The organism is Mesorhizobium sp. M0184 (assembly GCF_040322215.1).
Taxonomy (GTDB): Bacteria; Pseudomonadota; Alphaproteobacteria; order Rhizobiales; family Rhizobiaceae; genus Mesorhizobium.
Genome location: NZ_JAMYSZ010000047.1, coordinates 1 through 13483, shown reverse-complemented (window position 1 = coordinate 13483; position 13483 = coordinate 1). Strand labels below are relative to the sequence as shown.

The 13483-nt window shown below is 62.1% G+C and carries 10 protein-coding genes and 1 pseudogene; 3 read left to right on the top strand and 8 right to left on the bottom strand.

Features of this window, described 5'->3' with window-relative positions; genetic code table 11:
• Positions 1-129: 129 nt before the first annotated feature.
• Positions 130-948 carry an aldo/keto reductase gene (locus NKJ23_RS31690; RefSeq protein ID WP_352496356.1) on the top strand — a complete coding sequence of 273 codons (819 nt, stop codon included), beginning with the start codon at positions 130-132 and terminating at the stop codon, positions 946-948.
• Positions 949-1080: 132 nt separating this feature from the next.
• Here the strand turns inward: NKJ23_RS31690 and NKJ23_RS31685 are convergent.
• From NKJ23_RS31685 to NKJ23_RS31650, 8 genes and pseudogenes are all read right to left on the bottom strand, one after another.
• A pseudogene (locus NKJ23_RS31685) lies at positions 1081-2448 on the bottom strand (IS1182 family transposase).
• Positions 2449-2546: 98 nt separating this feature from the next.
• Positions 2547-4199, bottom strand: coding sequence for a GMC family oxidoreductase (locus NKJ23_RS31680; RefSeq protein WP_352496355.1), 1653 nt, complete (start codon positions 4197-4199; stop codon positions 2547-2549).
• On the bottom strand, positions 4199-5695 hold the full coding sequence (locus NKJ23_RS31675) for an aldehyde dehydrogenase family protein (RefSeq protein ID WP_352496354.1): 1497 nt from the start codon (positions 5693-5695) through the stop codon (positions 4199-4201). Before NKJ23_RS31675 ends, NKJ23_RS31680 begins: the two co-directional genes overlap by 1 nt.
• A 24-nt stretch (positions 5696-5719) precedes the next feature.
• The gene (locus NKJ23_RS31670) at positions 5720-6754 is read right to left on the bottom strand and encodes a zinc-dependent alcohol dehydrogenase (RefSeq protein ID WP_352496353.1); all 1035 of its coding nucleotides are present in this window, start codon (positions 6752-6754) and stop codon (positions 5720-5722) included.
• A gap of 10 nt (positions 6755-6764) precedes the next feature.
• Positions 6765-7706 carry an ABC transporter permease gene (locus tag NKJ23_RS31665; RefSeq protein WP_352496352.1) on the bottom strand — a complete coding sequence of 314 codons (942 nt, stop codon included), beginning with the start codon at positions 7704-7706 and terminating at the stop codon, positions 6765-6767.
• 8 nt (positions 7707-7714) lie between these two features.
• The gene (locus NKJ23_RS31660; RefSeq protein ID WP_352496351.1) at positions 7715-9220 is read right to left on the bottom strand and encodes a sugar ABC transporter ATP-binding protein; all 1506 of its coding nucleotides are present in this window, start codon (positions 9218-9220) and stop codon (positions 7715-7717) included.
• 8 nt (positions 9221-9228) lie between these two features.
• Positions 9229-10194 (bottom strand): ABC transporter permease, encoded by a 966-nt coding sequence (locus NKJ23_RS31655; protein WP_352496350.1) that lies wholly within the window; start codon positions 10192-10194, stop codon positions 9229-9231.
• Between the two features lie 71 nt (positions 10195-10265).
• Positions 10266-11381, bottom strand: a complete 1116-nt coding sequence (locus NKJ23_RS31650) for a sugar ABC transporter substrate-binding protein (RefSeq protein ID WP_352496349.1) — start codon at positions 11379-11381, stop codon at positions 10266-10268.
• Between the two features lie 272 nt (positions 11382-11653).
• Between NKJ23_RS31650 and NKJ23_RS31645 the strand changes: the two genes are divergently transcribed.
• Together NKJ23_RS31645 and NKJ23_RS31640 are read left to right on the top strand one after the other, a co-directional pair.
• Positions 11654-12307 (top strand): TetR/AcrR family transcriptional regulator, encoded by a 654-nt coding sequence (locus NKJ23_RS31645; RefSeq protein WP_352496373.1) that lies wholly within the window; start codon positions 11654-11656, stop codon positions 12305-12307.
• Between the two features lie 263 nt (positions 12308-12570).
• The gene (locus NKJ23_RS31640) at positions 12571-12714 is read left to right on the top strand and encodes a hypothetical protein (RefSeq protein ID WP_352496375.1); all 144 of its coding nucleotides are present in this window, start codon (positions 12571-12573) and stop codon (positions 12712-12714) included.
• Positions 12715-13483: the final 769 nt, after the last annotated feature.

Here is a 13483-nt window from a genome sequence, read left to right as displayed (position 1 = left end):
CTCCGTTCCGCATTGCACTAAGTAACTAACTAGTTATAGATTAAACACGGCCTGGGCAATCAGGCAAGCAGGTTTTTCGCGTCGACGCGCATGGCGCCATCGATGCTCCCAGACAGCCAAGGAGGAGGCATGAACATCTATTTCCAGAAGAGCTTTCAGCGCGGCTTCGGCACCTTTCCGCTGAAGGGAAACGACCTCAGACACGCGATCGCTGCCGCCATCGGCGCCGGTTACCGAGCGTTCGATACGGCGCAGATGTACGGCAACGAGGCCGATACGGGTGCGGCACTCGCAGTCTGCAGCGTCGCGCGGGAAGAGCTCTGCATTACCACGAAGGTGCATCCGGACAACTATTCAGAAGAAAAATTCCTGCCCTCGGTCGAGGCCAGCCTGAAGTCATTGCAGATCGATCGCCTCGATGCGCTTCTCCTGCACTGGCCGCCGGCAGACGGTGACGTCGCGCCATCCCTGCGCCTCCTGCAATCCGCCCGGGACAGGGGTCTTACGGATACCATCGGCGTCTCGAACTATACCGCACGCATGATGCATGTGGCGCGCGCCGTGGTCGAAGGACCGCTCGTCACCAACCAAGTGGAGTTTCACCCGCTGGTCAACCAGCAGAAGCTCCTCGCCGCCGCATCGGAGACGGGCATCCCGCTTTCCTCCTACGCGTCCATCGCCCGCGGCGAAGTGTTCAAGCACCGTCTTTTCGCCGAGATCGGCAAAACCTACGGAAAATCTGCTGCACAGGTCGTGCTGCGCTGGACTCTCCAGAAGGGTGTGCCGCTCAACACGATGTCGACGAAGCCGGAAAACATCCGGGGGAATTTCGACATCATGGATTTCACGCTGTCGTCCATCGACATGGACAGGATCGACGCCCTGAACGCGACCGGTTACCGCATTGTCAAGCCGGGGCAACTGCCCTGGGTCCCCCAATGGGACTGACGCAAAAGGGCGGCCGCAAGGCCGCCCCAGGCCGCTGACAAACCCCGTCGATTTTCGGCGGGGTTTTTTGTTATGTGATTGAAGTATCTTGGACTGCTTCTGTCAGGGGATTTTGACAGGAGGCATTGAGCCTCAGGCGAGGCGAGGTTTTGGCTTCGGCCACAAGCAAAGAGCGATCTTCTTGATGTTTTGTGCTGCGGCGGCGAGCAGGCACTGGCAGGCGACCTTGGTGAGACTTCGGAAGCGCGCATAGCGGTGACCGTGCAGTTGCTTGGCGTCGGCAAAGGAGCGTTCGACGGTCTCCTTGCGGCGGCGGTAGATGGCCTTGCCCCATGCGGTCAGCCCGTTGGCGTCGGTGCGCTCCTTCGCATCTGCCCAGACATGGCGGATGATGGTGCGCTGGGCCTTGGCATTGGTCGTGCAGGAGGCAAGCAACGGGCAGTCGCGGCAAATAGCAGGGTCGCTCTTGTAGTGGCGGTAGCCATTGCGGTCGGTGGTGACATAGGCCAGCACCTGGCCCTGTGGGCAGCGATAGCTATCAGCCGCCGGCTCATGGGTGAAGGACGACGGTGCCATCATGCCGGGCTTGGGTGGTGTGGGGCGACGATAGCCGGTGACGCCGCGTATTGCCCGGTCCCCCAGTCCTTTGGCGATGCCTGCCGTGGCATAGCCGGCGTCCAGTCCGACGGCGCCGACATCAAATCCGAAGCGCTCCACCTGCCGATCAAGCCTCGACAGGTAGACGGTCGAATCGTGGACGATCGCCGTCGTATGCGTGTCGGTGATGATGGCATGGGCTGCATCCACCGTGCGATGGTCGAGATAGAAAAAGCCCTTCGGCTTGCCCTCGCGCACCATGTAGCCGCTGTCGGGATCGGTCCGCGAGACTTTGGTCTCCTTCACCGCAGGCCGCCGCTCCTTCTCCTTCAGCGGCTTCTGGCCGTGCAGCACCCGTTAGGCGTCGATCGCACGATCGAGGTCGGCCCAATAGTCGGCCCGCGACTTGGCGATCATGGCAAGGTCGTATTTGCCCTTGTTGGCATTGGCCTTCAGATGGGTGGAGTCGGTGTACAGCACCGTGCCGTCGACCAAGCCCGCCCGGATCGCCTGCTCGACAATGCGGTCGAAGATCGCCTGCGACACGCTGGTATCATCATAACGCCGCCGCCGATTCTGGCTCAGCGTCGAGGCGTCGAACACCTTGTCCGTCAGCTTCAGCCGCAGGAACCAGCGATGGGCGACATTGACCTCGATCTCGCGCACCAACTGCCGTTCCGAGCGAACTCCAAACAGGTAGCCGATGAACAGCGCCTTGAACATCAAGGTCGGGTCGAGCGGCGGGCGACCATTGTCGGGGCAATAGAGCGGCGAGGTCAGTTCGTGGATGAAGGAGAAATCGATCACACGGTCGATCTTGCGCAACAGGTGATCAGCTGGAACCAACTGATCCAGCGTTACCATCTCGAGCGCGGTCTGTTCAGGGGCGGGTCGCTTCAACATGACCCAGTGAATCAAAAACCCCCTTCAAAATGCCAGGGGTTTGTCAGCAGTCTGGGGGGGCCGCAAGGCCGCCCTTTTGCTTGAGAAGCCTCGATCGATTAGGCATTGCCGCGGATCATGTCCGATGCCTTTTCGCCGATCATTATCGTCACCGCATTGGTATTGGAACCGACGAGGCTCGGCATGATGGAACTGTCGCAGATGCGGATGCCATCGAGGCCGTGGACGCGCAGTTGCGGGTCGACCACCGACATCTCGTCCCGCCCCATCTTGCAGGTGCAGGTGGGGTGATAGGAGGTACGCCCGTATTGGCGTGCATAGGCGACATAGTCTTCCTGCGTGCGCACGTTTCTATCGGGAAAATGCAACGTTTTGATGCATTTCTGCAGGGAAGGCTGGCCAAAGATTTCCTGACTGATCTTCACGCCTTCAGCGGAAATCCTTACATCGTCGGGGTCGCCGAGGAAGTTCGGATCGATAACGGGCAAGGCGCGCGGATCGGCCGAGCGCAAGGTCACGGTTCCGCGCGACTTTGGCCGAAGCGTATAGGAGTTGAGCGTGATGCCGGACGCGCCCTTCGGCACGCTCGGTACGCCTGCCTCCGCCCCCGCGCCCGCAAGGAAGTGGAACTGCAGGTCCGGGGTCGGGCTCGCCTCGTCGCCATACCAGAACGCCCCACCCTGCACGACGTTGGAGGTGATGCGGCTCGCCTTGTCGCCATACCAGAACGCCCCACCCTCCACGAGGTTGGAGGTGATGGGGCCGGACTTGAAGAGTGTGTACTGAATGCCTGCCCAGATCGACCAGTGCAACTTGTTGTATTTGTCGAGGCTATCGTGGTTCTTCAGTTCCGCGACGATGTCGACGCCAAAATGGTCCTGGAGGTTCTGCCCTACGCCGGCCATGTCCTGCACCACCTCGATGCCGTGGCTGTTGAGCGCATCGGCCGGCCCGACGCCGGAGAGCATCATCAGCTTCGGCGTGCCGATGGCGCCAGAGGTAAGAATCACCTCGCTTTCCGCCCGCGCCGTCGTGCGGTAGCCGCCGGCCTCGTACTCGACGCCCACCGCACGGAGTCCTTCGAAGACGATGCGCAGGACAAGCGCACCGGTGACGACCGTCAGGTTCGGACGCTTCAGGGCCGGACGCAGATAGCCGACGGCCGCCGAGCAGCGCCGGTTGTCGCGCGTCGTCGTCTGGTAGACGCCCGCCCCCTCCTGCACCGGGCCATTGAAATCCGGATTGTAGGGAATGCCGAACTCCTGGCAGCTCTGCACGAAGGCCCGCGTCATGCGTTGCGGCTCGGGGATGTTGGAGACGCCGAGCGGGCCATCCGTTCCATGCCAGGCACCGGAGAGGATCGAATTGCCCTCCGATCGCAGGAAATATTTCTGGATGTCCTTGAAGCCCCACCCTTCCGCGCCTTCCTCGACCCAGCGATCATAATCGGCGGGCACACCACGCGTGAAAACCTCGGCATTGATCGACGACCCGCCCCCGAGCACCTTGGCCTGCGCGTAAAGGATCTCACGGTTGTTGGCGTGCTTCTGGGGCGCGGTCTTCAGGCCCCAGGTGAGCGGCCCCGTCGTCATCTTAGCGAAGCCAACGGGCATGTGGATGAGCGGATTGGTATCGCGCCCGCCCGCCTCGATGAGGCACACTCGCGCGGACGGGTTTTCCGAAAGCCGCGCCGCCAGCACGCACCCGGAGGTACCGCCGCCGACGATCACATAGTCATAGCCAGCGGCCATCATGCGATCCAATGCGTGCGCTTGCCGATCTCGACATGAACGGACTTCACCTGCGTATATTCCTCTACCCCATACATCCCCGCCTCGCGGCCCCAGCCGGACTGCTTGAAGCCGCCGAGCGGCATTTCGGGACCGCCGGCCATGATCGTGTTGACCCAGAAGCGCCCGGCGCGAACCCGGCGGCTCACCATCAGTGCCTTGTCGATATTCTTCGTCCAGACGCTCGCCGCAAGACCGTAAACCGTGTCATTGGCAAGCTTGATGGCTTCTTCCAACGTATCGAAATGCATGGAGCACAGCACGGGGCCGAAAATCTCGTCGCGGGCGATGACCATGTCGCATGAAACGCCGGAGAAGAGCGTCGGCGCGATATACTGGCCGCGACCAAGATTGATCGGCCCGCCGCCGGTGAGAAGTTTTGCGCCCTCGGCCTTGCCCTTCGCGATGTAGTCGAGGATCGTGGCGTTCTGCGCCTCTGTCGTAATGGCCCCGACCTGAGTCGCCTCGTCCAGCGGATCGCCGACGCGGATCTTCTTCATTTTTTCGACGAGCAGCTTTTCGAATTCGGCGGCGATGGAGCGCTCGACGATCAGGCGCGAGGAGGAGACGCAGCATTGCCCGGTGTTAAAGCTGATGCCGAAGGCCGCGCCGTCGGCGGCGTCTTCCAGATCGGCATCGGCGAAGACGATGATGGGGTTCTTGCCGCCAAGCTCCAGGCCGAGCTTCTTGAAGTTGCTGTCGGCTGCCGCGTGGACGCAGGAGCGGCCGACGGCTGTCGAGCCGGTGAAGGACAGCATGTCGACGTCAGGATGCTCGGACAGCGCCTGGCCAATCCTGCGGCCGGCACCGGTGATGACGTTGTAGACACCGGCCGGAAGGCCCGCTTCCGCCAGCACTTCGGCGAGCAGCAGCGTCGTTGCAGCGGTCACTTCCGACGGCTTCACGATCATCGTGCAGCCAGAGGCGAGGATGAAGGGCACGCGCTCGCAGAGGATCAGGAACGGGAAGTTCCAGGGCGTGATGAGGCCGACGACGCCGATCGGCTCGCGCAGCACCATGCCGAAGAGATCGTCGCCGAGCGAGTTGAAGCTGTCTCCGTGCAGCATGCGCGCCGCACCGGCGCCCGTTTGGAAGCAGGCGATGCAGTGATCGATTTCACCTCGCGCTTGGGAGATCGGCTTGCCGTTTTCCAGCGCCTCCCAATAGGCGATTTCGTCGCGACGGCGGCGCAAGATTTCAGCAACGCGCAACAGGACGCTTCCGCGGGCCGCACCCGAAAGGCCAGCCCAGCGGCGATCTTCGAAGGCGCGGCGTGCCGCGGCGACGGCGGCGTTCAGATCATCGACCGTGCAACGAACCGTGCGCGTGACAGGCGTGCCGTGGCCGGGCGACGTGCGTTCGAAGTATTGCGCGCCGTCTTTCCACTCGCCATCGACGAAAAAGCCGAAGGTGCGCGCTGCGGCCGGGGCAGAAAGGAACGGGTTTTTCTGGTCCACGGGATACCTCCACTTCGATAGGTCTTACGCCGCAATGGCGATTTGCGTCTTCAGGTCGTGCGGCCGTTCCCCGAGGGTGTCGAAAGCCGCCTGGATATTCTCCAGGGAGTAGCTCGCCTTGGTGAAATCATCCGTGCGGAACCGGCCATGCGATAGAAGGGTCAATGCGTCATGCATATCCTCCCCCATGCCCGCGACGGAGCCCTTGAGGCTCGTCTCCTCCAGAACCGTGCGGAGGATATCGAGGGGGACCGTCTCGCCCCGCGACGTGATGCCGAAGAAGGCGATGTGCCCGCCGCGGCGCGTCAGGTCGAAAGCCTGTTCATAGAGCTTTCTGTTGCCGACGCTTTCGACCACCAGATCCGCGCCGCGTCCGCCGGTCATCCGCAGCACGGTTTTCTTGAGCTCGGCCGGATCGGACACCGCCGCATCCGCGCCGGCTTCGAGAGCCATCCGGGAGCGCTCGGCGGACAGATCGGCGACGATAATGGGGGCCGCGCCGACGAGCCGCATCATCTGCACATGAAGATTGCCGATCGGCCCTGCGCCGAAGATTACGACCGACTGGCCGAAGGTCGCCCTCGCCTTGCGCGCGGCGCGGACGACGCAGGCGACCGGCTCGGTGAGGACGAGAACTTCGTCAGCGATGTTAGCCTCAACGGGGATCGCGAGGCGCGCGGGCACGGCGACGAATTCGGCGAAAGCCCCATCCCTGCCGATGCCGACCTGGGTGACCTCGGCGCAGTTCAACACCTCATTACGCCGGCACCAGAAGCATGTGCCGCAGCCGATATTAATGTCGACGACCACGCGCGTACCAGGCGAGAGATGGCGCACATTGGTGCCCATCTCAGCAATCGTGCCGCAGAACTCATGGCCGGGGATCAGCGGCAACTGGTCAGCGGCGTAGTGGCCGTTGAAGATATGGATATCCGTGCCGCAAATGCCTGTGCGCGTTACCCGCACCAGTACATCATCCGGCCCGACGGACGGCACCGGAACGTCGCGGAGTTCGAAGCGCTTCGGCGCAGTGAGGACAGCGGCGCGCATGGTGCTCATGGCCAGATCCTCACTTCACGGTGCGCAGCTTTGCGCGGTCGATGGTCAGCGCGATGGCGACGATCAGCACGACGCCGAAAACCATCTGCTGGCGCGTCGCGTCGATCTCGAAATAGAGCATCGAGGCGCGGATGACGGCAACAATGAGCGTACCGACCACGGTGTTGACGACACCGCCGACGCCACCTGTCAGCGGCGTACCACCGACGAGCACCGCAACGATGGCCGGCAGCAGGAAGCCGTTGGCGATCGTCGGCGCACCGCCCGAAAGCTTTACCGCAAAGAGGAGGCCGGCAATGGCGGCGAGTGCGCCCGAGATCGCGAAAGCAAGAATCTTGTAGCGGGCGACATTGAGGCCTGAGGCCGCGGCCGCGAGTTCGCCGGCACCGACGGCCTTCAGGGCACGGCCAAGCGTCGTGCGTCGCTCGATGAAGAGGCAGATCGCGACGAGCGCCGCGGCAATCAGCAGCTCATGCGGCACGCCCCAGGTGCGGCCGATCATCCAGCCGAAGGTCTCGTTGCGCTGTGTGGCATCCATGTTGAGTGCGCGCTGGCCGGAGAGCCATTGCGCAATAGAAAAGGCGACACCGCCGACGGCGAGCGTGGAGATGAAGGACGGCACGAAAAGCCGCGTCGTCACATAACCGGAGAGCATGCCGAGCAGGAAGCCGGCAAGCACGCACAGCACGGCGACCCACGCCCCCATGGAGGCGAGATATACCGAGGCGACGACCGTCACCATGTTCGCCATGGACTGGGCCGAAAGATCGATGCCCCCGATATAGATAGCAAAGGTGAGCCCGAGCGCCATGATGAAGAGCGGCACGATATCCCCGGCGATGCCGAGTAGGTTCGAAGGGCGCAGGAAGCCGGGATCGTTGACGCCGACGATCGCGACGAGCACGACCAGCGTGATCCAGGGCAGGTGCGGTTTGAGGCGCTGAATATCCATCTCTTCCCTCAGATCATATGGTGCAGCAGGTCGAAGGGCGTGGGCTTGGCGCCCGGCTTACAGGCGAATTGCTTCTGGATGCGCCCGTCCTTGACGACGATGATGGTGTGCGACAGGCCGATCCCTTCTTCCAGCGTATCGGCGACGAGCACGATGCCGACGCCTGCCGCGCCCATCGCGCGGATCATGTCGTAGACGTCTTCCTTCGCGCCGATGTCGAGGCCGCGCGTGGGGTGGTCGAGCAACATGATGTCGGAGCCGGCGGAACGCCATTTGGCCAGCACGACCTTCTGCTGATTGCCGCCCGAGAGATTGCCGCAATCGGCAAATTCCGAATGTGCCTTGATCGAGAGTTTCTTGATCCAGTCGCGCGCCAGCGCCCGCTCCTCGTTAACGCGCAGTACCCCCCGGCTCGAATGGTTCCGCATCTGCGAGAGCGTCATGTTCTCGTAGACGTTCATGCCGGCGACGATGCCTTCGATCTTGCGTTCGCGCGGCACATAGCCGACCCCATGGGCGACCGACTGGCGCGGCGAATAGCCTGTGGCGTCAGCGCCCTTGATCTTGAGACGGCCGGTCGCCGGCGTCAGCATGCCGTAGATCGTGCGCAGGATCGCCTCGCGCCCGGAACCTTCCGTGCCGACGAGACACAGGACTTCACCGGCATGCACTTTGAACGAGATATCCTGGATGCTGCCCGGCAGTCCGACGGCCGCCATCTCGACCAGCACCTTCGAGCCATCGAACGGCTTCTGCAGGTGTTCTCGGTAATATTGCTTGTCGACGTTGCGGCCGACCATCTTGTGCTGGATGGCCTCCGCCGTCGCGCCGCCCCGCTCTACCACGTCGACCACCTCGCCGTCCTTCATGACATAGATGCGGTCGGAGAGCTCCATCACCTCTTCCATGCGATGCGAAACGAAGATGAAGGAGGCGCGCGTCGTCAGCTCCCGCACAAGCTTGAAGAGCAGCTCGACCTCTTCCTTCGATAGAACCGAGGTCGGCTCGTCGAGCAGGATGACGAGGTCGCCCTGAACCCGCTCCTCCAGCGTCAGAACCTTGGCGAGTTCGACAAGCTGGCGCTGGGCGAACGAGAGTTTCGAGGTCACCGTCACCGGGTCGATGTCGAGCTTCACCTTGGCGAGCTGCGCCTTGGCCGCGCTCGCCATCGCCTTCCAGTCGACCACGCCGAAGCGGACGAACTGGCGCTCGTAGCCGAGAAAGATGTTCTCCATGACAGAGAGGTTCGGGATCAGGGACTGTTCCTGGAACACCATCCCGATGCCCTTTTCCATCGCCTGGCGCGGATTGGCGAAGCGAACGGACGCGCCGTTGATAAGGACCTGGCCGCCATCCGGCTGGTAGGCGCCGTAGATGACCTTCATCAGCGTGGATTTGCCGGCGCCGTTCTCACCGACGAGACCGACGATCTCACCGCGCTTGATGTGGAAATTGATAGACTTCAGCGCGTGGACGCCGGGGAATTTCTTGTCGACGGCTTTCAGCTCGTACATGGCGCTCCTCACTTAACGAAGGAAACCATCTTGCGGTCGGTGGAAAGCACCACCGCAAGAATGACGAGGAGGCCCAGCACTCCGTCCTGGAGGAAATCGGGCAGACCGATGACGACCATGCCGTTGTCGATGACGTTGACGATAAGAACGCCGACGAGCGCGTTCCACACGCCGCCGATGCCGCCCCAGAGCGCCACGCCACCGACGACCACAGAGGTGATGGAGACGAACATGAAGTTTGCGCCCGTCACAGATTCCGCCTGCCCGATGCGGGCGACGACGAGGATCGCGGCGATGGCGTAGAAGACGCCGGCGAGCGCAAAGCCGGTGACGCGGACGCGGGTGACGTTGAGGCCCGAGGCGTGAGCGAGGTCCTCGCCGCCGCCGACAGCGTAGAAATTGCGGCCGAGCGTCGTGTGGGTTTGGATGAACCTGCCGACGAACAGGAAGAGGGCCGCGACATAGACCATCAGCGGGAAGCCGAGCCAGCGCACCGTGAGCAGGCCGCGGAAGGTGGCATCGCTGACCTTCACGATATCACCGCCGGTCAGCAGGATCGCGGCACCGGTGCCGACAAAGCCCATGGCGAGGCTTGCCATGAAGGACGGGATCTTCAGTTTCACATGCACCAGCCCGTTCAAGAGCCCGAGCATGCCGCCGAGCACGAGCACAAGCGGAATGGCTATCCAGCCGAAGCCGGCGAGCGTGCCGCCAAGCTGGGCGAAGATGAAGGCGAAGGAGACCGCCGTGAGCGAGACCGTTCCCTCCATGGAAAGGTCGATCGAACCCATGACGATGATGAAGGTGACGCCGACGGCGACCATGAGCGCCGGGGCCGCCGCGATCGCGATACGGGCAAAGTTCCGCAAGGAAAAGAAGGTCGGGTTGAGTGCGGTGAAAAAGATCAGCAGCGCGATCAGCACCAGTAGCGGCGCCCACTTGATCAAGGTTTCGCGTGATAGGCGACGTGTCACGTCAGACACCCTCTAATAAAATTTCGCAGGAGATGTGGCGGCAGCGCGTACGGCTGCCGCCCTGCCTATGGTCAGGACTTGTACTGGATCTGGCCTTTCGACGGCCCCCAGAAGTCCTTCCAGTCGTAGGTCGGAACGGAATCCAGGTACTTCGCCTTGAATTCAGCGGCGTCCTTGGCCGTGACGAGAATCGTCGGGCCATAGAATTCGCGATGCTCCTTCGGCTCCTCGGAAGGTTTGAAGGTGCCGATGGCGGCATGGTAGGCGAGTGCAGCGCTGATGCCGCCGCCCCAATGCGGATTGGTGAACACGGTGGCGAGCAGCTGACCATCCATGACCATCTGCACGGCTTCCGGATTGCCGTCATAGGCGACGATCGGCATGTTCTCGATGCCCTCGGCACGCAGCGCCTCGATGACGCCGTAGGCTATGTTGTCATTGGCGCAATGCACGCCCTTGATCTTGTCGCCGTAGCGCGTCAGGAACGAGGCCATCAGGGCCGCGCCCTCCTGTGTGTCCCAGTCGGCCGGCTCGGCATCGAGCAGCTCGACCTTCGGGAAGTCCTTCAGTGCGTTCTTGAGGCCGTTGAGGCGCTCGACGGCCGGATTGTTGGCTGCGATGCCGCCGAGATGGACCACGCCACCCTCACCGCCCATGGCTTTGAAGAGGATGCGGGCGGTTTCTTCCGCCGGCTTTTCATCCGACCAGGTCATATGCGAGACATAATTGTCGCCAAAATCCCAAGGATGCAGGTCGTCGGTCTTGTTCCAGATCGTCGACACATAGGCGCCGGCAGCTTGAACGGCCTCGACGACCGGACGGGCGTTCGGGCTGTCATTGGCATCGCAGGCAATGGCGCAATTGCCATTGTTCTTGGCAAGGAAGGCCTTGATGTCAGCGAGCGACTTTTCCGTCGAGCCCTCGTTGATAAGGCTGATGAGTGCGCTCTTCGGCTTGCCGAGCGACTCCACGAAGGCCTCGCCGCCGGAGACGACAGAGTTCCAGTATGCCGAGGCGCGGTCGCGGTAGCTCCAGGCAATCGCCGGGTCCGTCAGCGCGGCGCGTGCGATGCCGCCACCGAATAGTCCCGGCACGGCAGCCGCGCCCATGCCGGCCGCAGCTGCGAACAGAAAATTGCGACGGCTGACCGTTTCGCGCTCGATGAAATCCTTGATAAAGGTCGACATTGGTTCCTCCCAATTCTCGATTGAAACGCTTTCCGCGTCACGACTGGCGCTGCTGTCGACAGGAGAGCCTTGCCTTCGGGCGAGGCGCTCCGGCGTGACCTACGCCTTTTAACGCACTAACCAGTTACTTCTTTTAGTTTGCCCAAGTCAAGCGGTTTCAGTATGATCAAGACAAGACAAGCAATCGCGTCGAACGGCTGTGACGGACGGCGACGCGCGTGTATGAGTTGCAGGGAAGAAATCCCGACCGCGGCAGAGGGCAGGCGCAAAACATGACGGGCGAACAAAACGAAAAACCGGGACGAAAACCGCGCATCCGCGACGCGGAAGCCACCAAGGCGCGCATCCTCGAAGCGGCAAAAAAAGAATTTGCAAAGAAAGGCTTGGGTGGGGCGCGCGTTGATGATATCGCAGAGAAGGCGAAGGCCAACAAGCGCATGATCTACCACTATTTCGAGAGCAAGGAGGGCCTGTTCCAGACCGTTCTCGAAGAGGCCTATCTCGATATTCGCAACGCCGAACAGAAGCTGCACCTGGAAGATCTTGACCCAAGGGCAGCGCTCGAAAAACTGGTGCGCTTCACCTGGGAATACTACCTGAAGAATCCGGAATTTCTGACGCTCGTCAACAGCGAAAACCTGCATCGAGGCAAGCACCTGAAAAAATCGGAGATCGTCCGGGTCTCCAGCAGGAAGCTCGTGAACTTGGTCTCGAGCATTCTTGAGCGCGGGGTGAAGGCGGGCGTCCTCCGCGACGGCATCGATCCCGTGCAGCTCAACATCACCATCGCGGCCGTCGGCTACTACTACCTGACAAACCGTTTCACCGGTTCGATCATCTACGAGCGGGACCTGATGGCCAAGGACGCCCTAGAGCAGCGCTTCAAGTTCAATATCGATACGATCATGCGGCTTGTTGCCGCTTGACGTTACCGGCCGGCGGCACACTCATGAAACAGTCCGGAATCAAGGAAGTCGCGGCGGCGGCAGGCGTCGGTCGCGATGGCATCATACGTGCTTTCGGGAACCGGCCGACCCTCCGAAGCGACACGCAAGCAGGTGCTGGCGACGGCGGATGGGTTGTGTTGCAAAGTTTTTTTGCGTGATGAAGGTGGTCGAAACCGGCCGCTGTCATGCCACCAGTATGGCGAACTGCTCGGCCAGGGAGGGATTGGGATTCAGCGCGTACCTTGCCTGTCGTTGTCCGCGCGGCCTCGGAAAAAAGCGGGCTGCGGCGGCAGTTGGATGAAGTCGCCGCCCGGCGTGTAGAAGGCGCGATCGCCGACGATGCGGATATCGGCACCGTAACAACGGCTTCCTCAATGACGCCGTGATGAACTTATTCTACGCCATGGTCAGGAGCTCCTCGTCAGCGCGATGATCACCGCTCGGCAGCATTCCCAGAACGTTCAAAGCAAATGTAGCCCTGCAAGTCGCTCTTGAGCGATATGCCGGTCAAGGCGATTTGATAGCTGCCTCAGGCCATCGCTTCGCGATGCGGTTTTGTTTTGTTTAGGTCATTGACGAGCTCAACCCGGTCAGAGATGCAGATTGCCTAGAAGAAACTCCGCCCAGTTCGCCGACACAAACGCCTGCGGTATGCGCACGGTGCCCGCGCCTGGGAATGGATTGAACGAGCCCTGGAATGCTACCAGGCACCCTCGCCCTGTGGTCGAAGTCACGCATGGAGAGGCGGATGCGGGAAACGCGCACGTCGGGTTCGCAGCGGAGATGAAGAAACTGCCTCGGTAATGAGGCAAGGCGCTTTATCCGCACTCAAGCAGGCTAAGCGCCGGAGGTGCGGCAGCGGGCGCGTTAGGGATGCGTGCCTGAAGGGGTGAAGACGACCGCAGGCCGGCTTCAGCGAAGCCCGCAGCCCGGCCCCCAGGGAGACGCCCACCTGATCTCTTCCGGGGCCGATCGGCGAGGCGGATAGTGTGCTGGAGGTTCTGCAAAAAGTTTTGGAGAGAGAACGGCGCCTGCTCTGAGGGGCGAGCGGCCATGGCACGGTGGTGACATTGCGATCACCGATTCCCGTGGAAGGGGAAGTGCCATGACCAATCGAGAAGTTAGACTGAGCAGAGGCGAGTTGAAAGCGTTGCT

What these genes read in the sequence shown, in the direction of transcription:
- NKJ23_RS31660 (WP_352496351.1), bottom strand. Translation starts at nt 9,220, where the DNA reads ATGTACGAGCTGAAAGCCGTCGACAAGAAATTCCCCGGCGTCCACGCG.
- NKJ23_RS31645 (WP_352496373.1), top strand. Translation starts at nt 11,654, where the DNA reads ATGACGGGCGAACAAAACGAAAAACCGGGACGAAAACCGCGCATCCGC.
- NKJ23_RS31690 (WP_352496356.1), top strand. Translation starts at nt 130, where the DNA reads ATGAACATCTATTTCCAGAAGAGCTTTCAGCGCGGCTTCGGCACCTTT.
- NKJ23_RS31680 (WP_352496355.1), bottom strand. Translation starts at nt 4,199, where the DNA reads ATGGCCGCTGGCTATGACTATGTGATCGTCGGCGGCGGTACCTCCGGG.
- NKJ23_RS31665 (WP_352496352.1), bottom strand. Translation starts at nt 7,706, where the DNA reads ATGGATATTCAGCGCCTCAAACCGCACCTGCCCTGGATCACGCTGGTC.
- NKJ23_RS31650 (WP_352496349.1), bottom strand. Translation starts at nt 11,381, where the DNA reads ATGTCGACCTTTATCAAGGATTTCATCGAGCGCGAAACGGTCAGCCGT.
- NKJ23_RS31670 (WP_352496353.1), bottom strand. Translation starts at nt 6,754, where the DNA reads ATGAGCACCATGCGCGCCGCTGTCCTCACTGCGCCGAAGCGCTTCGAA.